This is a genomic window from Methanobacteriaceae archaeon (genome assembly GCA_029219465.1).
Taxonomy (GTDB): Archaea; Methanobacteriota; Methanobacteria; order Methanobacteriales; family Methanobacteriaceae; genus Methanocatella.
The window spans coordinates 1-20,797 of record JAQXTL010000004.1 but is presented as its reverse complement, the minus strand read 5'-3'; the positions used below and the strand labels follow the sequence as shown (position 1 = coordinate 20,797).

The window sequence follows — 20,797 nt, the reverse complement described above, 5'->3', positions numbered from 1 at the left end:
ATGTTAAGAAAACCTGCTGTGGCTGGGTCATTTTATCCCAGTGATGCCGAAAATCTAAATAGACTTATTGAAAGTTGTTTTTTAGATGGTGTAGGGTTTATACCTGAACTAAAAGACTTTGAAGGGGACACTTACCCTATCAATGTTATGGTTCCACATGCAGGTTATCAATATTCTGGTGCAATAGCTTCTCATGGCTATTGTAACATCGTTGAAAATGGTTTTCCTGAAGTTTTTATTATTTTAAGTCCAAACCACACAGGTTTTGGTAGTGAAATTTCTGTTTTTAATGAAGGTGAATGGATTACACCTTTAGGAAATGTTGAAGTTGACAGTGAATTTGCTGATGAAATAATTTCTGTTTCTGATTATGCAAGTGCTGATTTTCAAGCTCATGTTCAAGAACATAGTATTGAAGTTCAACTACCTTTCCTTCAATATTTTTCTTCTGATTTTAAAATTGTCCCGATTACAATGGAATCTCAAACATTTGTAACTTCAAATGATTTGGCAAATGCTATTTTTGAAGCTGGAAATAAGTTAGGCAAGTCTTATTGTGTTATTGCAAGTACTGATTTGTCTCATTTTAACAATCAGGAAAAAGCAAACAAGGTTGATGGCTTTGTTTTGGAAGATATTGCAGAAATGAATGAATTTAAATTGTTTGAAGAAATCGTTCAATTTAATATTACTATGTGTGGTTATGGTCCGGTAATGACAAATATTTCACTTTCCAAAAGATGCGGGAAGAATTCTTGTGAAATATTGGCATATCAAACTAGTGGGGATGTAACTGGTGATTTTACTTCAGTTGTAGGATATGCTTCAGGAATTTTTAAATAAAGGTGTTTTTTTATGATCGCAAAAGCTTCTGCTCCGGCAAAAACTATATTATTTGGTGAACACTCAGTTGTTTATGGTGAACCTGCAATTGCAGGTGCAGTTAATAAAAGGGCTTATGTTACAATTAAGGAATCTGATAGTGATAAATCTATTTTCAGAGCTCCAGATATAGGATTTGAAGCGGAATTACTTTCAAAACAGAAAAAATACGTTTTAACAAAGGGAAAACCTGGTATTATTAGATATATTTTAGAATCTCTTTATAAAGCACATGACCACTCTCCAATTGACATTACATTATCATCTAATGTCCCTATTGGTTCAGGGCTTGGTTCATCAGCAGCAGTTACTGTAGCTACACTTGCTGCATTATACAGATACCATAATATTCGTTTTAATAAAAAATCTCTAGCTCATGATGCTCATATGGTTGAACAGGCAGTTCAGGGAGTTGCAAGTCCTTTGGATACATTAGTATCTACCTACGGAGGTCTTGTTTATTTATCCAGAAACAAAAAAATCGAGCACTTTAAGGTAAACTTCAATGCTCCTTTGGTTGTAGGTTACACTACTAAACATGGTAATACTGGAAAAATGGTTAGAGATGTTAAAAACTTGAAAAACAGAAATCCAAAGATTATTGATCCTGTAATTACTGCAATGGGTAATTTAACCAATTATGCAAAACAGGCTATTTTAAAAAAGGATTACAATAAGATTGGAGAATTAATGAACATTAATCATGGTTTTTTAGATGTTATTGGTGTTAACACTTTAGAATTATCACGTATGGTGTATAATGCAAGAGAAGCAGGAGCTATTGGTTCTAAAACTACTGGTGCTGGTGGTGGAGGAAGTATCATTGCACTTTGTCCTGGAAAAGTTGATGAAGTTGCAGATGCTATTGCTCGTGATGATAATATTTTAAAAGTGAGATTTACTAGAAGAGGAGTTTCCTCAAGAGTTTACAAGTGATTATAATGATTATTTTAAAAATAGGTGGAAGCAGCCTAACAAATAAGGACTCATCAGAAAGTGAAGTTAATTTCGAAAGTCTTGAAAGAATAGCTTTAGAAATTAAATCTTCTCTTGATAATGGACCTAAACAATTAATTATTGTTCATGGTGCAGGCTCTTTTGGCCATCCGCCAGCTAAAAAATATAAAATTGGCGAAGCATTTGATGAGAGCGAATATCCACAAAAAAGAATTGGATTTTGCGAAACCCAAAATGCTGTTAAAAAATTAAACATGCACGTTTGTGAAGCATTCATTAAACAGGGCTTGCCTGTTGTAGCAATTCCTGCTTCAAGTTTCATGACTGCAAAAGATAAGAGAATAAATCCTTGTAGCCTTGATGCATTTACAAGATATTTAAATGAAGGTTTTATTCCTGTAATATACGGGGATGTAGTACTTGATGATGATTTGGGAATCTGTGTTATTTCCGGAGATCAGTTAATCCAGTATCTTGCAAGAAACCTTACTCCTGACAAAGTAATTCTTGGAACTGATGTTGACGGAGTGTATAATAAAAATCCAAAAACCCACGATGACGCTATATTCTTTGATAAATTCTCTTCACTTGAAGATTTAGATACACTCGAAGGAACTACAAATATAGACGTTACCGGTGGAATGGTTGGCAAAATAAAAGAATTATTATATTTAGCAGACCTCGGAATAGAATCTATGATAATAAATGCTGAAGTTGAAAATAATATTTTCAAAGTATTAGAAGATGAAGACGTGAAAGGAACTGTAATTTCAAGGGGAAATTAAATGATTTCAGATAGAAAATTAGAGCATTTATTAATTTGTGAAAATTATGATGTTTCATTTAAAAACAAAACCACTGGTTTTGAAGACATTGAGTTAATCCATAATGTTTTACCAGAAATTGACAAACAGCAAATTGATTTGTCAACTACTGCATTTGGTAAAAAACTTGATTCTCCATTATTCATAACTGCAATTACTGGAGGACATCCTACTGCAAAAGAAATCAACAAACAATTAGCTATTGCAGCTCAAAACAATAATATTGCATTAGGTGTTGGATCTCAAAGAGCAGCATGTGAACACAGCGAACTTGAAGATACTTACACTGTTGTTCGTGAAAATGCTCCTGACTGTTTGCTTATAGGTAATATCGGTGCACCACAATTAACTCTTGCTAATAAGGCAGTTGAAATTTTGGATGCAGATATTTTAGCAATTCACTTAAACCCTCTTCAAGAATCAATACAGCCTGAAGGAGATTTGGATGCAAGAGGATATCTTGACATGATTGGTGAGATTACTTCTTCTGTTGACATTCCGATTCTTGCAAAAGAAACAGGTTGTGGTATTTCAGCAGAATCTGCTGAAGCATTAGTTGAAGCAGGTGTTGATTATATTGATATTGAGGGTGCAGGAGGAACCAGCTGGGCAGCTGTAGAAACATATCGTGCTGAAGACAGATATTTAGGTGAAACCTTCTGGGACTGGGGAATTCCAACTGCAGTAAGTACTGCTGAAGTTGCAAATACTGTAGATGTTCCTATTATTTCATCAGGTGGAATTCGCAGTGGTCTTGAAGCAGCAAAAGCAATTGCTCTTGGAGCAGATGCTGTTGGTATGGCTTTACCATTCTTGAAAAATGCTACTTCTCAAGAACAATTAAACAGATTCATTTCAAGATTCAATGATTCTTTAAGAATTGCAATGTTTTTAGTTGGTGCTAACAGCATTGAAGAATTAAAAGAATCTAAATTGGTTATTCGAGGAAAAACAAGGGAATGGCTTAATGAAAGAGGAATTAACACAAAAAATTATTCAAGGAGATAAGACATGAGCGTTGAAGTAATCGCTATCGGTGGATATCAGGAAGTTGGGAAGAACATGACTGCTGTCAAAATTGGTGAAGACGTCATCATTTTTGATATGGGTATCCATTTGGACAGAATTAGTATGCATGAAGATACAGATATCGACAGAATGCATAGTTTAGACTTAATTGAAAGGGGAGTTATTCCTGACGACACATTAATGAAGGATGTTGATGGAAAAGTTAAAGGAATAATTTTTTCACACGGTCACTTAGACCACATTGGTGCAGTTGCTAAATTAGCACACAGATATGACGCACCATTAATTGGAACTCCATATACTACTGCTTTAATTGAAAAGCAGATTAAAGGAGAACGTAAATTCAAAGTAAACAATCCAATCAGACCTTTAAATGCAGGTAGTAAATTAAAATTATCAAAAGACATTACTTTGGAATTTGTACAATCTACTCACAGTATTCCACAGGCAGTATTTCCGGTTTTACACACTCCTGAAGGAATCATTGTTTACGCTTTGGATTTCAAATTTGATAATCATCAAAAAGTATCTCCACCACCTGATTATAGAAGATTAAAAGAATTAGGTAGAGAAGGAGTACTTGCTTTAATCGTTGAGACAACTAACGCTAACAATTATAATGAGGTTAAAACTCACTCAGAGCGTATTGCTCGCAATATCTTAGAAGATGTTATGAAAAGACCTCTCCAAGAAAAAACTGGTATGATAGTTACTACATTTTCATCTCACGTTGAACGTGTACAAGCTATTGCTGATATTGCTAAGAAAAGTCACAGGGAAATTTTATTCCTTGGAAGATCTATGGAGAGATTCTGTGGAATTGCACAAAAATTAGGAATCTTAAAATTACCTAAAAACGCAAGTATCTACGGATCACCTAAAGCAATCAACAAAGCATTAATGAGAGCTGATGAAGACAGAGCTAACTATCTTTTAGTAACTACTGGTCATCAAGGAGAACCAGATGCATTACTTCCAAGAATTGCTAATGGAAGAACACCTTTCAATATTAAAAAAGGTGACAATGTAATTATTTCAGCACCAATTATTCCAAATCCAACAAATGCTGCAAACAGACACATTATGGAGAGAAGATTAAAATTAAAAGGTGCTAGAATTTATCCTAATGCTCACGTTTCCGGACACGCTGGAAGAGAAGACCACAGAGAATTCTTACGTATGTTAAAACCACAACATATTATTCCTGCACACGGAGACTTATCCATGCTTGCTGCATATTCAGAACTTGCTGAAGAAGAAGGTTACAGAATTGGATATGATATCCACATCTTAAGAAACGCACAAGCACAAGTATTTAAAAGTTAATTTGAGGTGATTACATGAGTGACATAAAAGAGGTACTTGGAAATTATTCAATTGATATTACAAAAACCATTGAAGAGGAATTAGCAACTATTACTCCACAAAACCTTGCAGATGCATCAGTTTATCTTACAAGAGCTGGAGGTAAAATGCTTAGACCTGCTTTAACATTAATTACTGCAGAAGCAGTTGGAGGAGCTCGTGAATCTTCACTTAACGCAGCAGCAGCTATTGAACTCATCCACACATTTTCACTTATCCATGACGATATCATGGACCAGGATGATACAAGAAGAGGAATGCCTTCTGTACACAAAGTATGGGGTGACGATGTAGCTATTCTTGCAGGAGACACATTATTCTCAAAAGCATTTGAACTCATTATTGGAAGTAAAGGAACTAGTTCTGATCAAAACAACAAAGCACTTGCAACCGTTGCAGATGCATGTGTAAAAATCTGTGAAGGTCAAGCACTTGATATGAGTTTTGAAGAAAGATTCGATGTTAAACAAGATGAATACATGGAAATGATTTTCAAAAAAACCGGTGCATTAATAGCAGCAGCTACAAAAGCAGGAGCTATTATGGGTGGAGCATCTGATGAAGTAATCGATGCAATGTACGAATACGGTCGTTTAATTGGTTTAGCATTCCAAATTCAGGATGACTACCTTGATTTAGTAGCTGATGAAGAAACCTTAGGTAAACCAATCGGATCAGACATCGGTAAAGGAAAAATGACTATTATCGCAATTAAAGGTTTAGAAAGTGATGACTCTGGAAGATTATTTGAAATCTTAAAAGACACTGAAAACTCACAAAGCGACATAGATGAAGCAATTCAAATTTTAACAGATTGTGGTGCTATTGAATATGCTCGCAATTTGGCATTAGAATCAGTCGACCAAGCAAAAGAAGTACTTGAAATATTAGATGACTCTGCATCTAAACAGATACTTGTTGGTATTGCTGATTTTGTACTTGAGAGAAGTGCTTAACTTTTCTTTTATTTTTTTATTTTTAATTCTTTTTTATTATTGAAATTCAATATTATATTTTTCATCCGTTATTTTTAAATAATCTAATTTTATTCTCTTATTGTGTATGAATATTACTTATTAATTATTTAATTTATTTTTTAAGTTATATTATTCCTTTTTAAATCAATTTTTTATATTTTTTACAATATTGTCATAATATTTTCTATAATATTTATATATTTTTTATTACAAACTATTGAATACTCATGGGGTGTTGTCATGAAAACCACTGTAGCGAAAAATTTAAAGAAATTACGAATCCAAAATGGATATACTCAAGAACAGGTTTCTGATTATTTGGAAATTAAGCAAAGTTATCTTTCTAAAATAGAAAATGGTGAGAGAAACTTTAACATGGCTTTACTTGACAAATTATGCTTATTATATAATTGTTCACATGAATATTTGCTAGGTGAAACTGATTTTTATGAAAGTTTTAGTATAGCTTTTCGTAGTGATGAAAAAGTAGATTTGAATGTTGTTGCAAAAATGAATGAAATTACTGGATTTTTAAAATTATTAAGAAGCTTGGATAGGGATGATTAATTATGGATGCTGCTGTATTTGCACAATCATTAAGGCATGATTGGGGTATTGAAGGATTTGCCTGTGTTAATCTTCGTTCTTTAATCCAAACTAATATGAAAAATCTAACTGTTCTTTGGTTTCCTATGAAAACAAATATTAGTGGTTGCTGTTCTAAAACAGATGAGGATAATATAATTTTTGTTAATACAAATCATACTATTGGAAGGCAAAATTTCACACTTGCTCATGAGTTGTATCATTTACTTTATGATGATATAGGTGAATTTGTTGTTTGTGGTGTTAATACCAATAGTGAAAGTGAAAAAAATGCAAATGATTTCGCCTCAGCATTACTTATGCCGGATAGTGCTCTATACTGGTTTAAAAATAAGAATAATATTGATGATTGGTCACTTGAAGATGTAATTAAATGTGAACAGTATTTTCAAGTTAGTAATTCAGCCATGCTTATGCGTCTTAAAAACTTGAACTGGATTAATGATGATCAATTTGAAGAGTATGGCTCAGATATAATTAGGCAAGCTAATCGTTTAGGTTATGATACTAGTCTTTATAAACCTTCTTTGGAAAATCAAAAATATTCATCTATAGGTGAATTGATACGTTTAACTGAAAAAGCATTTGATGATAAAAAAATAACTGGTGGAAAACGCAGAGAAATTTTATTAAAGAGTTTCAGAAATGATATTCTTTATAATGAGGTGAATGTCTTTGAATAAGCCTATTTTCTATGATGCTGACTGTTTGGAGTCATTTTTATTTGTGGATGCAGGTTATGTTTTAGAAGAGTTATTTTCCAAAAATTGTTATTCCTGAACAAGTTTATCAGGAGATAATGAATGAAAGTACTCCATTAATTGTAAAACGAAATTTTGAAAATTTAAAAGAAAGTTTTGTGGAAATTAGAGAAATATATTTTCCATCTCAAGAATATGTTACATATAAATCAATTGAAAAAGGTTTTTGGAGCAAAACAGGTAAGGTTTGTGGTTCTGGTGAATCTGCTGCAATGGCATTAGCTCATCTAAACAATGGGATTGTTGCTAGTAATAATCTAAGTGATGTGTTGGAATATATTGAAGATTTGGATATTGGGTTAATAACAAGTTCTATGATTTTAACTGAGGCTCTTAAAAAAGAGATTATTTCAATTGACACTGCTAATTCATTATATGTTGGTATGATTTGTAATGGGATGGATTTGCCTTGTAATTCATTTTTTGAGTATTATGATGAACTTTATGATGGGGACTGTAAAAAATTCTTAAATAATATTTCTTTATAATCTAGTTTAATTGGATTTTGCAAAGTATTTATTAAACTATTTAATAAAAGCATTGATTAATTCTAATCTTCATGTACTAGTTCAAAATTATTATCTTGTAAAACTTGACTGTTCATAAGTATTAATATTTAATAAAATTTTATTATTATAAGTAGTATTATTTTATTAAAAAGTATTACTATTTTCAAATTAAATTCAAATCAATTTATTTTCAAAAATTCCTATTTAAAATACTTATTTTTAAAAATTTCCATAAATTATTCTTATTTTTTTCAATAATAACCAATAAAAATAAATTTTTTCCAATTTAATCATTTTTAATTAATTTTCTATTTTTTTATTAATTATTATTTTTTCCAATTTCTAAGCTATTATCTTTTTATTTTTAATAATTCAAATACTAAGAAATTATTTTTAAAAAATGGCTATTGTAAAACCTTAATATTTAATTTAAAGCCTAATTTATTTCAAATTTTTTTAATAATCTTTATATGGTTATTACTTGTTAGTATTGTATAGATTATTTGATTATTTTGTTAATTGGATAATTTTTATTAATTAATTGTTTGTAAGAGTGAAATGCTTTTATAACTAAATTTTGGAGATGTATTATGTTAGAAATTAAGCATACATTATGTCCGTCTTGTAGTGTAGGCTGCGGACTTAATGTAGTTTTAAATGATGGTGAAATAGTTGGAACTTTTCCATATAAAAGACATCCGGTTAACGCTGGAAAAAACTGTTTAAATGGAAGAAATTCAATTGACTGTTACTTAAATAAATTTGGAGATGTGGATGTTTCTAAACTCATAAGTGAAGTTTCAAAAGAGCTTGATGGTGTTGAGGCATCTGATGTTACTTTACTTTGTTCTGGTAATAATTCTCTTGAAGAAATTGAAGCTATTGCTAAATTTGGTGAGTCCAAAAATTATAACGTTGCATTTTATGCAGATAATTTAAAAAATTTTAGTGATGTTGCTTCTTATGATGATATTGCTGGTGCCAACAAAGTATTTGTAATTGGGGATATTTTATATGAAAATCCATTGATTGGAAGAAGAATTGTTCATGCTAAACAGAATGGTGCTGAAATTTATGCACTTGGTAAAACTGAAAAGTCAGTTACATTTTCAATTGCTGATAAAACATATAACACTTCAATTGATGAGTTTTTAAGCTCCTGTGAAATCGATAATTCCTCCGTAGTTGTATTTAACTATGTAGATTCACAGGATGATTTAATAAAAATTGAAGAACTTGACTGTAAAGTTTTACCAGTATTTTCCAAATCAAATTCAAAAGGTGCATTGGATATTATCGATGCCAAATCCTTAGATGAAATGATTGATATGTTTGAGAATACTCAAGTCTTAGTGGTATTTGATGACGATGTTACCTGCGAATTTGATTTTGATTTTACAAAATTATCAAAAATCATCACTTTTGCATCATGTGAAAATAATACAACAAAAATGTCTGATATCACTGTTCCAATTAAAACCTGGCTTGAAAAGGATGGATCATTTGTAAATTCAATGGGTGATGTTCAAACTTTCAGCACCATTGTAGACTCAGACGAATTAGGAATAATCGAAATAATTGATAAATTAAACTAAATTGGTGAGTTATATGAGTTATGTTTTAGCAAAATCTCAAGATGATGATATTCTAAGTGCTGGAGAATGTGGAGGAGCAGTAACAAGTATTTTTAAATATTTACTTGATAGTGAACTTGTTGACGGAGTTTTAACAATCATGCCATGTGATGACATTTATGATGCAATGCCTGTATTTATAACTGATAGTGTTGATTTATTAAAAACTGCAGGTTCATATCACTGTGCACCAACAATGATTGGAGATTTAGTAGAAAAATACTGCAGGAATCAAAAAATTGCAATGGCAGTTAAACCTTGTGATATGAGAGCAATGGATGAACTTATTAAAAGACACAAAATCAATAAAGATAATCTCTATTTCATTGGTCTTAACTGTGGTGGAACTGTTTCACCAATAAGTGGTAGAAAAATGATTGATTTGTTTTACGAAGCTGCTCCTGATGATGTTGTAAGTGAAGAAATTGATAAAGGTAAATTTATCATTGAACTAGCTGATGGAAGTGAAGAAGCAGTAAAAATCCATGATTTAGAAGAAAAAGGATATGGAAGACGTAATAACTGTCAGAGATGTGATGTAAAAATACCAAGAAAAGCTAACATTGCATGTGGAAACTGGGGAGCTGAACAAGGCTGGACTTTCATTGAAATCAACGATGAAAAAGGCCAGCAATTAATTGATGGCGCTAAAAAGGAGGGTTTGCTTGAAACAAAATCTCCGTCTGAAGCAGCTATTCAAACAAGAAGCAAAGTTGAAAATGTCATGATTAACATGGCTAAAAAGAACCAGGAAGTAACTTATGAAACTGTAAGTACTATGGATGACTGGAAACGATGTATTAAATGTTATGCTTGTCGTGATATCTGTCCAATCTGCTGGTGTAATGAATGTGAATTAGACAAATCCTACTTTAAGGATGAAGAAAACTTATCACCAAGTCCTATTGCATTCCAGGGTGTAAGATTATCCCATATGAGTTTTAGCTGTTGCGATTGCGGTCAATGTGATGATGTATGCCCAATGGACATTCCTGTTTCATTAATTTTCGATAAATTGCAGAAAAAATATTATAATAGAACCGGCTATATATCTGGAGTTTCAGATGATGCTAGACCTCCTTTGTATAGTCCACAAAAAACTGAATTATAGAGGTGATTTTAATGTCTGAAGATTTAAAAATCGTAGGTTTATTATGTAACTGGTGTTGTTATTGTGGTGCTGATACCGCTGGAACTGCACGTATGCAATACCCATCAAATATTAGGATCATTCGTGTAATGTGTTCAGGTAGAATCAATCCGTCTATGGTGTTTAAGGCTTTCCAGGAAGGAGCTGATGGGGTATTTGTAGGGGGTTGTCATATTGGGGACTGTCACTATGATGCTGGTAACTACAAATGGTCTAGAAGAGCAAAAATCATAGAAGATATTCTTGAAGAATTCGGAATCGAAAAGCAAAGATTCCGTCACGAATGGATTTCCGCATCTGAAGGTGAAAAATTCCAAACTACTATGGAAGAGTTTCATAAAACCTTAACTAAATTAGGACCTCTTGATTTGTAATTAATAAAAAACTGCCAAAAAATGTAAATAGCTATTCTCCACATTAGCTATTTACTTTCCCTACTAATTGTCTTTCTAAGATTAGTATTAATGGTACTAATGTTAGAAAAATAGTTAAATAGGAATTATTTGGTTATTTTTCAAAGTAATTATGTCTATATTAATATTTCATCATCAGCTAACTGTTGATTTTTAGCTCAAATCAGTAGTTATTAATTTTTTTCCATTAGTATAGGTATAGTTAAAAAAATAAAAAAGAAATTCTCACAGGTTTCTTTTTACTGTCTACAATAGCTATTGAAGTTAGTCTTTGATAGCTATTATTTTTCTCGTTTTAAAATAATTAAAAAAAATAGTAAAAAACGGAAATTTAATCCGTTATAATAATTCTTTTCTTAAATCGATAGTATCGTTTAAGTCAGGTCCAGTTGAAATAATAGTAACTGGTACACCGGTTGCACTTTGAATATCTTCAATGAAAGCTTTACTTTCAACAGATAAATCACTGTAGTCTTGTGTTCTTGCACAATCAGGGTATAATTTATCTACGCAAGTAAGTGCAATTTGTGTTGCGCCGTTAATTCTACAGGATTCTTTTGCAAGATCCATATCGAAGTATCCGATTCTTCTACGACGTCCGGTTACAACACCGTATTCTTCCCATCCATGTTCTTCAGCTTCTTTTTGTGACATTTCAGTTGGGAATGGTCCTTCTCCAACACGGGAAATGTAGGATTTAAATACGTTAATGACTTCATCTACTTTAGTTGGTCCTACACCGACATCTGCTGCAAAGGTTGATGCAGTAGTGTCTTTACTTGTTACATAAGGATAGCTTCCATAGTAAAGGGAAAGTGCAAATCCTTGTGATCCTTCAATGAATACGTCTCCGCCTTCATCAAGGGTTTCGTTACATGCAAGGGAAACATCAGTGATGTATTCTTCAAGTTCAGGAATGTCTTGTGCTAAGTCAATAGTTCTTAATACTCTATCGGAGTTTGCTGGTCCACAACCAGATCCGGTACTTCCGATTTTTTTAGCTAAGTGTTCTGAACTTTTGTCTCTTTCCATGTGGTCGTTGCTGATAATTGCACATCTTGGGTCGACGCACATTCTTTCTTTTACGTTATATTTTTTTAAATCTTCAAATTCTTTGAATAAAACATCTGGGTTTACTAAAACTCCTGCTCCAATCATGAGTTTAGCTCCAGTGTGTACGAAACCAGATGGAGTTAATCTTAAACCATATTTTTCTCCGTTAAATTCAACAGAGTGTCCTGCATTTGGACCTACTCCTGCACGAGCAATAATGTCAGGTTTATCATTGTTACAAAGGTAGGTAATACATTTTCCTTTACCTTCGTCACCCCATGCTCCACCAACTAAAATATTACAAGTCATCTAATAACTCCTTAAAAAATTGATTCGAAAATTTTTTTTTAAAAAATCTTCATAACAATTGTATTTTATTTTTCATGTTTTAAAAACTTTTGGCTAAATTGCATTTGTTGGTAAAATCATTTTTCCAATAATGGTATTTATGACTTATTTTAGAAGTTGGAGCGGTTTTATTTATTTAATGGGGTGTTGTGATTTGAATGTTATATCATTGTGTATGAGAAAATCAAGTGAAAAGATTTTTATATGATTTGATATTATTTTATAAGTTTTAATGAAAAAACAGGTGTTTTCAAATAAATTTTATTTATATTATATTTTCATTGAATTTCCATAATTATAATTGTTATTCATAAAGTTTTTATATGTTATCAAATAAATGTTATAATTAATTTACTATAATTATGTTGATTTAAAATGAAAAATAGGATATTGATTGTTGAAGATGAAGCGATTACTGCTCTTGATTTGAGATTCAGTTTAGAAGAGTTAGGTTATGAGGTCATCGATACAGTTGGCACTGGTCAAGATGCAATTGATATGGCTGCTGAAACAGTTCCTGACGTCGTTTTAATGGATATCAAATTAAAAGGAGACATGGAAGGAATTGATGCTGCTAAGGTAATTTTAGAATTGAGAATACCAGTTGTTTATTTAACTGCAAACACTGATGATTATACATTCGAAAGATCCAATATTGAAGGTTCATATGGATTTGTTCCAAAACCTTATGAAATAACTAAATTAGATAAAACTCTTAAATTAGCTATTAAAAGAGCGGAGTTAGAAGAACAAAAATTAAATGATGCTAGTGGATTTAATTAAATATTAAATCCCAATGTCGATTTAATAAGATACAATGGAAGATGCAAAGCAAAATACTCAGATTATGGAAAGGCCTAAAATTCTAACCATAAGTACTGATGAAGAAACCTTAGGCCTCGTAGATGAGTATGTCGGAAACGCAGATTATAAGTTTATCAAATCTGATTTTGACACCAAAAATATTAAAAAGATAATTAAAAACCAATCACCTAGTTTAATTCTTTTAGATATTGATAACAGTGATATTGACATACACAGATTTTCACAATACTTTGAAAACTACAACATTCCTTTTATTTTTATTGTGGGAGTGATGTTTGATGATGATATTCTTGAAGATATTCTTGAATGTTCACCATACCAGTTTTTAATAAAGGAAATTGAAGAAGATGAACTTTTAAGAGCTATTGCTGTTGTTTTAAAAAAGCATAAGCTTAACACTATCAACGTTATTGAAGCAAAAGATAAGATTAGAGAAAAAAATGTTGAGCTTGTAGTTGAAAAATCAAACTCAGTATTACTTTTATTTTTATGTGTTAGTTTAATTTTAATGGCACTTTTAACAAGAAATGCAACTTGGCTTCAATGGGTATTGCTAATTCCTACTTTAGCAATGATTATAAATGCTATTGCAAGTATTAAAAAGCAAAAAGAAGTTGAAATGATTGAAGATGGAGATAAACTTCCTTTTGTAAGTATTTTTATTCCTGCACACAACGAGCAATACACTATCAAATCAACTGTTGAGAGTATTGCTGCAATGGAATACCACTATGAAGGAAAACCTCAATACGAAATCATTGTTGTTAATGACGGGTCTTCTGATTCAACAGGAGAAATCTTGCATGATCTTAAAAAAGACATTTCTAATCTTAAGATTGTTACAAGACACCCTCCAAGATCTGGAAAAGGTAAAGGTTTTGTTTTAAATGATGCATTAACATTATCCAAAGGGGAAGTTATTGGTGTATTTGATGCAGATACTCAAGTTAAAACTGATTATTTAAAAATTATCATGTCATATCTTTGTGATGATACAGACGGTGTTCAGTCAAGAGTTAAAATGTTTAACAAGGATGAAAACTACTTGACTCGTATGCAGCATTTGGAATTTGCAAGTTTTGGAAACACTTTAATAGCTAAGGACAATCTTGGGATGACTGGTTTTTTAGGTGGAAACGGTCAGTTTGTTAAAAAACAGTCAATTATTGATTGTGGAAAATGGGATGGATTTGCTGTAACTGAGGATTTAAACCTTGCAGTTAAAATATTGCTTGCAGGTGGAAAAATCCGTTACTGTGGTGAATGTGCAGTTTACCAAGAAGCAGTTGCTAAATGGAAGCCTTTATTTAGACAAAGAGTCAGATGGGCTATTGGTAACTTTGAAACATTATTTGTTTACTTGCCGGTTATTTTAAAAGCAAAAATCCCTATTGTCAAAAAGATGGGAATAATTGAACATATTTCCTTTTACAGTTTTAATTTGCTAATCTTTTTTGGTTTTATTATAACTATTGTAAATGCAGTGTCATGGTTTGTATTTAATAATGTAACAATTATCAGAATGGATGCTCCACTTCTTGTTGGGCTTTTATCAATTGTTGCATTCTTCCCAGGTACTATGATTGCATTATCAAGAGATGATCCTGGAATCATTGAATATATCTTGGATATAATAAGATATTACATATACTGTTATCACTTGATTCCACTTTTCTTTATGACAATGGCGAATATGATTTCCAGAAAAGAAAGAAAATGGAGTAAAACTGAACATACTGGTGAGGGTATTGAGGAACCTGTTGAGGAAAACGCAAGTTAGGGTGGTAAAATGAGAAAAGAGGATATGTTACGTTCATTGGTGATTGTAATTATTATTATTTTCATCGCACTAAATATTAATGGGATAAACAGTTTTCTAAGTGTTCAAACAGATAAAACAGTTGATTTTGGACATAGTGTAACTGTTGTTCCTGAAGCATGGAATACTACAGAGGAATTGAATTTAACCAACCATTCAAAAACTCCTCATGCAATTACAAATCAGTATGTGTACATTGACCATTGGGATGACTGGCCGGAAGACCATATTACTTCAATTTCCCATGCAAAATTCAGAGCTATGGAAAACGGTAATTTTAAAGTTTTAAAAATGGAAAATTCCACTATTGGTGGAGTTAATGTATCAAAAGAATACTTCTCAAATCCTTCAAGGGACAATAATGTAACCTGGAGTCATATTGGAGTTAATTATGTATTCCCTAAAGAGGATACAAATTATGCAATTCAGGTGCACTACTTTACATCTCATGACTATAACAATTCATCATTTGTAAAAGAAGTAGATGATCGTATTGAAGATGATATGAGTAACATTCACAACCATAATTATGGTCCTTACTCCCAATTGATGCATGTATACGAATTCATAATGGGAGTTTTCAATCAAAAGAACAATTAAAATAAAAGTAGGTAAATGAATTTAATAGTCCTACTACTTTTCTTTATTTTTAAATAGCTATTAAATTAATTTACTAATATCTAAGTGGATGGTTTTCACACATTGGGTCTCTTATGAGATTTCTTTTTTTCTGGTATTTTAAAAAGTAAAGCATCCATTCATTAGAAAGCTCACGTAAAGTTGCATCGTCTAGTCTTTCAGATGGTGTAAAGAAATCCATCTGGTTTCCACCTAAAACGATAGCAATATCTTCAGCTTCAACAATCATAAAAAAGTCATTTCTAATATTGCGGATATTAAAATCTTCAACAGTAGAGATTGATTTATCCTTTTGGTATTTTTCAAAAAGTCTATTTAAATATTCAAAGTCATTAAACCTGATGTTTTTAACATTAAGGCGAATATCTTCTCTTAGAAATTCATATTTAAAATTATATTTTGATAAAAAGTCAATATCCCAGATATTGTTATAAAAAGCAGTTAAAAATGAATCTTCGCCAAATCTTGCGGTTAAGTTAAATTCGCTGTCTAATTTTGGAGTTCCAAGTTCAACATCACTAAACTGCAAGTAAATTGAATCATGGGAAATTTCAACTGATGTCATCTTTCCGGAATTGATAATAACGTCACGTATTAATTTTAATGACCTTCCATTCATTTTAACACCTAACTTTTAGTAAATACTTCATAAGCACCTTCAATTTCATATTCCTTACTTTCATCATAGGATTTATCCCATTTAAATGATGTAAGTTCAATTTGATTGTTAATGCTTTCATCCCAGTTAATATTAAAACCAGCTTCTTTTAAGTAACAAAAAACAGTTTTGCCGATTTCTAATGCTTTATTTTCATCGTTTTCAAAATCGCCAAATGTAATTTTTAATTTTTCATCATAAATACACTCTTCAATATCTTCAAAAGTGTAAAAACAAAAACCTTCGGTGTGGAATTTATTGTTGTATAAGTGAAGATACAATTCAAAAGCATCATTTACACCTTCACTAATGTCGTATCCGCAATTATGAATAGCTACAATCTTTTCATTAGCTAATTGGGTAAATACGCTTTCTAATTTTGAGAAATTTTCATTGGAAAAATCATTTAATGAGATTTCACATTCACTAAAGTCAATGTCTTCTTCAATAAACTGATCTTCCAATATTTCAATTATCTCTTCACTATCAAAAAATCCAGATTTAGCAAGTAAATCTTTCATATATTCCAATTCTTCTGCTAAATCCTGATTCATAGTAATCACTGTTCATCTTCACCAAACATTAAGATACGAGTTACATTTCCTCTTTCGGTAAATCCTGCCATTACACGGGATTCTCCAATTTTAGCCAAGTAGAAATCATCGTGTGGTTTGAAACCATAGCCTTTGAGTTTGGTGTATGATTCAAAAGCAATAGTAGGATATACATTGAAGTTTTTCTGGAAAGTGTAGTATGTGTCTCTGAACTTTTTAACTTCATTGTTTTCTTTGATTAAATCGGATTTGATTGCAACAAAGATGTCTAATCCTTCTTCAGATACTGCATAATATGCATCATAGCCTAAAATTGCAGTTGCACTCATTGCAATAGGGTGGCAGTGGTCATAATCAGTTTGGATTAATGGAGCGTTAAATTCAGGAACTTCGAATTTGTCTCCGATTTCTTTAATATCACAAGCTGCTTTAATTAAGTCTGCGCCAAAGATTTCTTCGTTATCCCATGCCCATGACCATTGGTTTAAATCTGCAGAGTAGAAACCTAAAATTTGAACTGGCATTTCAATATCTCCAAAGGTGATGTTTCCTTTTTCAATATCTAAATCTCCAATGGTTTCTCCGATTAATTCAGATAAGTTTTCTTGTTTATCAAGTGCTAAAGCACCATATTTTGATAAAATGACTTTAAATGAGTCTCCTTCTTCAATTTCCACTGGTTTTTCTATTTTTTTCAAGCTAAACACCTAAAATTCTAATTTTGAAATTCTATCCATTGCTTCTTTTGTATTTTCTAAAGTATTAAATGCGGTAAGTCTTAAGTATCCTTCACCACTAGGACCAAATCCTGAACCTGGAGTTCCGATAACATTTGCTTCGTTTAATAATAAATCAAAGAAAGCCCAGGAATCCATGTCATTTGGAGTTTTAACCCAGATGTAAGGTGAGCTGATTCCACCGTAAACTTCTAATCCGATGTCAGTTAAGCTGTCACGGATAACTTTAGCGTTTTTCATATAATAGTCGATTACTTCTTGGATTTCTTTTTGACCTTCTGGAGTTAAGGTTGCTTCAGCTGCTTTTTGAACAGGATATGATACACCATTGAATTTTGTGGTTTGTCTTCTGTTCCATAATGGGTTAACTTCTACTTCATTACCATCATTATCATATGCGATTAATTTTTTAGGAACAACTGTGTATGCACAACGGGTTCCGGTAAATCCAGCAGTTTTTGAAAAACTCTTAAATTCAATAGCTACTTCGTCAGCACCTTCAATTTCATAGATACTGTGAGGTACATTGTCTTCAGTAATGAATGCTTCATATGCAGCGTCAAATAAGATAATTGCTTTATTTTCTTTTGCATAATCAACAAATACTTTTAACTGATCTTTGGTTAAAGTAGTACCTGTTGGGTTGTTTGGATAGCATAAGTAAATAATATCAACTACTTCATCTGGTAATTGCGGGATGAATCCGTTTTCAGAATTACATTTAAGGTAAGTTAAACCTTCATACATGCCATCTTTCATATCTCCAGTTCTTCCAGCCATTACGTTGGTATCAACATAAACTGTGTAAACAGGATCAGTAATTGCGATTTTATTGTCGATTCCGAAAATCTCTTGGATATTTCCAGTATCACATTTGGATCCGTCACTTATGAAAATTTCAGAAGTATCTAAGTTTACTCCGTATTTTTCATAGTCTTTTGCAATAGCTTGTGCTAAAAAGTCGTATCCTTGTTCTGGTCCATATCCCATAAAGGTATCTGCATTACCCATTTCATCAACAGCATCTTTAAATGCTTTAATAACGGAAGGTACTAATGGTTTGGTAACGTCCCCAATACCCATTTTGATAATGTCTGCATCGGGATTATTATCTATGAATTCTCTTTCTCTTCTTGCTACTTCAACAAAAAGATAGCTGCTTTTTAATTTAAGATAGTTTTCATTAATTTTAACAACCATGATTTCTCCTCGTAATTAATTTATTAATCTAATTATATTATTTATTTTAAATATATATAAAATAGTAGTTTTAATAGGGGTAAAAATTGAATAAGTTTTTAATTTTTTAGTATGATTTCAGTTTTTATCTAATCTTATTTTTTGTATTTATAAATTAGCTATTGGAAAAATTGTAAAGTGTTTGGTGGAAAAATTGTAAAGATGTTGCAAATCATAATTTCATATTTTATTTAAAAAACTTCATTTTTATTAATAATATAAAAGTATTTAAATTAATGAAATAACATATATTATTACATAATAAAAAATTAGGATTGGGAAACATGAATGGAATAACCATATTAATTTGGATAACTATTGCAATAGTTGGTGTAATTTCCTGTATATTGGTTAAATTACACTATAAAGGTGATGAACTCGAGCACGATGAGAAATCTATAATTCCAAGTGCTGATAGCTTAAATGAAGTTATCTCACAACGAAAAGAAAAATTCAATACGAAAAGTCTTGCTGATAGTTTATCTTCAAAATCATCCCGATCCAATAATTCACAAAGCACTAGATCATTATATGGAAATCAAAATGAACTTCCAAAAGAATATACTGGTTATATTGCTCCGGAAATTAATAATAAAACTTTTGAATACGAATCTGAAAACCAACTTATCATCGATTATGGAAATCATGTTAAAAAGTTTCAAGAACCAATCAAACAAAGTCAGATGGATATTATGAATCAAAATAAAGAGGATAAAACTGAATTGAAGGATTTATTCACTATTGATGAATTAATCAAAGAGTCTAAAAGAAAGGATGATGAAAGGCAAAAAGAACAGCCTAAAGCTGACGATCCTGAATTAGATGAACTCAAAGAAAGTATTGTTAAAAAACAATCTGAAGAGTTCGATACTATTGGAAGCTTAATAAATAAAGAAGCAGAAGATGAAAAACCTCAAGAAACTCCTGATGCTCCTGAATTAGCTCAAAAAGAAGAAAACATTACTGATGTTTTATTAAGCAGTGATAATGATGATTTAGATATTCCTAATGAAGAAATTAAAGAACCTACTCTTAAAACTCCAAGTAAAATCCAAGAAGAACCTACTGAGAGTGAAACTACTCGTGACGCTGAAAACTTAATGGATTTAGATTACAGAAAAGACTTGGATAAATTTACAAAGAAAATCAAAGGTTCTAAAATCTTCCAGGATGTTAAAGAAAAATTGTCTGCTGAACCGGAAGATTCACTTGCTGGAGATATTTATACTGATGATGAAATTCCACAAGAAGAAACCTACATTAGAACTGTAAAAGAATATGATGAGTTTGAACCTATTATCAACGAAACTCATGTTGATTATGTAGATCCTGTTGGAGATATTGAACCTGCTTTTACTAGTGATGACCAATTGGAAGTAAGACAGGAACCTAAATCTTTTGAAGTAATCAGAGATGTTCCAAAACCTGAAGCTCCAAAAGCAAATAATAATGCTATTAAAAGCAAACCTGCAAGAGATAATCTTAAAATTACTATTAACAATAATGAGGTTGTACTTAAAAAAGGAGATGAAATTATCTTCAATTACCAAGGAGAATCTTATTCAAGCCAAGTTTATGCTATTAGAGGCGATGAGATTTCTGTTAGGTACAGACGTCAAAATATTACCATCAAACCATCTGATGTTAAAAAGATATACTAAATATCTTTTTTTTTACTTTTTGAGGATGTGACACGAAGTCACAATTTTTTCTAATTTTAATTGTTTTATTTTTCTTTAATTTTATATACTATGAAGTACAATCGTTTATTATAGATATTAATATTTATGGTTGTTTTATTCATGGTTTTAAAAGATG

The 20,797-nt window shown here is 31.4% G+C and carries 21 protein-coding genes; 16 read left to right on the top strand and 5 right to left on the bottom strand.

The genetic code is table 11. The features are described 5' to 3' along the window. The 12 genes from PUD86_01595 to PUD86_01540 all read left to right on the top strand — a co-directional run bounded on the left by PUD86_01595 (position 1) and on the right by PUD86_01540 (position 11,068). Positions 1-843 (top strand): MEMO1 family protein, encoded by an 843-nt coding sequence (locus PUD86_01595; protein ID MDD6775979.1) that lies wholly within the window; start codon positions 1-3, stop codon positions 841-843. 12 nt (positions 844-855) lie between these two features. Continuing rightward, positions 856-1,818, top strand: a complete 963-nt coding sequence (gene mvk / locus PUD86_01590) for a mevalonate kinase (GenBank protein MDD6775978.1) — start codon at positions 856-858, stop codon at positions 1,816-1,818. Between the two features lie 5 nt (positions 1,819-1,823). Further along, a complete protein-coding gene (locus PUD86_01585; GenBank protein ID MDD6775977.1) occupies positions 1,824-2,624 on the top strand; it encodes an isopentenyl phosphate kinase in 801 nt (266 codons plus the stop codon). Continuing rightward, positions 2,625-3,671 (top strand): type 2 isopentenyl-diphosphate Delta-isomerase, encoded by a 1,047-nt coding sequence (gene fni / locus PUD86_01580; GenBank protein ID MDD6775976.1) that lies wholly within the window; start codon positions 2,625-2,627, stop codon positions 3,669-3,671. It abuts the gene before it with no gap. Between the two features lie 3 nt (positions 3,672-3,674). Then, positions 3,675-5,018: an RNase J family beta-CASP ribonuclease gene (locus PUD86_01575; GenBank protein MDD6775975.1), complete on the top strand. Its 1,344-nt coding sequence runs from the start codon at positions 3,675-3,677 to the stop codon at positions 5,016-5,018. Positions 5,019-5,032: 14 nt separating this feature from the next. Continuing rightward, positions 5,033-6,013 carry a short chain isoprenyl diphosphate synthase IdsA gene (gene idsA / locus PUD86_01570; GenBank protein MDD6775974.1) on the top strand — a complete coding sequence of 327 codons (981 nt, stop codon included), beginning with the start codon at positions 5,033-5,035 and terminating at the stop codon, positions 6,011-6,013. Between the two features lie 261 nt (positions 6,014-6,274). Beyond that, positions 6,275-6,601 carry a helix-turn-helix transcriptional regulator gene (locus tag PUD86_01565; GenBank protein ID MDD6775973.1) on the top strand — a complete coding sequence of 109 codons (327 nt, stop codon included), beginning with the start codon at positions 6,275-6,277 and terminating at the stop codon, positions 6,599-6,601. A 2-nt stretch (positions 6,602-6,603) separates the two neighbouring features. Next, positions 6,604-7,323, top strand: a complete 720-nt coding sequence (locus tag PUD86_01560) for an ImmA/IrrE family metallo-endopeptidase (GenBank protein ID MDD6775972.1) — start codon at positions 6,604-6,606, stop codon at positions 7,321-7,323. A gap of 116 nt (positions 7,324-7,439) precedes the next feature. Next, the gene (locus PUD86_01555; GenBank protein MDD6775971.1) at positions 7,440-7,889 is read left to right on the top strand and encodes a hypothetical protein; all 450 of its coding nucleotides are present in this window, start codon (positions 7,440-7,442) and stop codon (positions 7,887-7,889) included. A 611-nt stretch (positions 7,890-8,500) separates the two neighbouring features. After that, positions 8,501-9,505 carry a molybdopterin-dependent oxidoreductase gene (locus tag PUD86_01550; GenBank protein MDD6775970.1) on the top strand — a complete coding sequence of 335 codons (1,005 nt, stop codon included), beginning with the start codon at positions 8,501-8,503 and terminating at the stop codon, positions 9,503-9,505. A 13-nt stretch (positions 9,506-9,518) separates the two neighbouring features. After that, the gene (locus PUD86_01545; protein ID MDD6775969.1) at positions 9,519-10,655 is read left to right on the top strand and encodes a Coenzyme F420 hydrogenase/dehydrogenase, beta subunit C-terminal domain; all 1,137 of its coding nucleotides are present in this window, start codon (positions 9,519-9,521) and stop codon (positions 10,653-10,655) included. 11 nt (positions 10,656-10,666) lie between these two features. Next, positions 10,667-11,068 carry a hydrogenase iron-sulfur subunit gene (locus PUD86_01540; protein ID MDD6775968.1) on the top strand — a complete coding sequence of 134 codons (402 nt, stop codon included), beginning with the start codon at positions 10,667-10,669 and terminating at the stop codon, positions 11,066-11,068. 378 nt (positions 11,069-11,446) lie between these two features. Here PUD86_01540 and PUD86_01535 read toward each other — a convergent pair whose 3' ends face one another. Next, positions 11,447-12,469, bottom strand: a complete 1,023-nt coding sequence (locus tag PUD86_01535; protein ID MDD6775967.1) for an adenylosuccinate synthetase — start codon at positions 12,467-12,469, stop codon at positions 11,447-11,449. A 414-nt stretch (positions 12,470-12,883) separates the two neighbouring features. Between PUD86_01535 and PUD86_01530 the strand changes: the two genes are divergently transcribed. The 3 genes from PUD86_01530 to PUD86_01520 are packed head-to-tail and all read left to right on the top strand — an operon-like array spanning position 12,884 to position 15,752. Continuing rightward, positions 12,884-13,291, top strand: a complete 408-nt coding sequence (locus PUD86_01530) for a response regulator (protein ID MDD6775966.1) — start codon at positions 12,884-12,886, stop codon at positions 13,289-13,291. A 34-nt stretch (positions 13,292-13,325) separates the two neighbouring features. Then, positions 13,326-15,113, top strand: a complete 1,788-nt coding sequence (locus tag PUD86_01525) for a glycosyltransferase (protein ID MDD6775965.1) — start codon at positions 13,326-13,328, stop codon at positions 15,111-15,113. 9 nt (positions 15,114-15,122) lie between these two features. Beyond that, entirely contained in the window at positions 15,123-15,752 is a 630-nt protein-coding gene (locus PUD86_01520; protein MDD6775964.1) for a hypothetical protein, read from the top strand. A 73-nt stretch (positions 15,753-15,825) separates the two neighbouring features. Here the strand turns inward: PUD86_01520 and PUD86_01515 are convergent, their stop codons facing one another. The 4 genes from PUD86_01515 to PUD86_01500 are packed head-to-tail and all read right to left on the bottom strand — an operon-like array spanning position 15,826 to position 18,940. Beyond that, complete coding sequence (locus PUD86_01515; GenBank protein MDD6775963.1) at positions 15,826-16,410, bottom strand: hypothetical protein; 585 nt, start codon at positions 16,408-16,410, stop codon at positions 15,826-15,828. A gap of 8 nt (positions 16,411-16,418) precedes the next feature. After that, entirely contained in the window at positions 16,419-17,003 is a 585-nt protein-coding gene (locus PUD86_01510; protein MDD6775962.1) for a hypothetical protein, read from the bottom strand. 5 nt (positions 17,004-17,008) lie between these two features. Continuing rightward, positions 17,009-17,710, bottom strand: coding sequence for a hypothetical protein (locus tag PUD86_01505; protein ID MDD6775961.1), 702 nt, complete (start codon positions 17,708-17,710; stop codon positions 17,009-17,011). Continuing rightward, positions 17,711-18,940: an LL-diaminopimelate aminotransferase gene (locus PUD86_01500; protein MDD6775960.1), complete on the bottom strand. Its 1,230-nt coding sequence runs from the start codon at positions 18,938-18,940 to the stop codon at positions 17,711-17,713. It abuts the gene before it with no gap. Between the two features lie 323 nt (positions 18,941-19,263). Here PUD86_01500 and PUD86_01495 point away from each other — a divergent pair, with 323 nt between their 5' ends. After that, entirely contained in the window at positions 19,264-20,640 is a 1,377-nt protein-coding gene (locus PUD86_01495) for a hypothetical protein (GenBank protein MDD6775959.1), read from the top strand. The last annotated feature ends 157 nt before the right edge of the window (positions 20,641-20,797 follow it).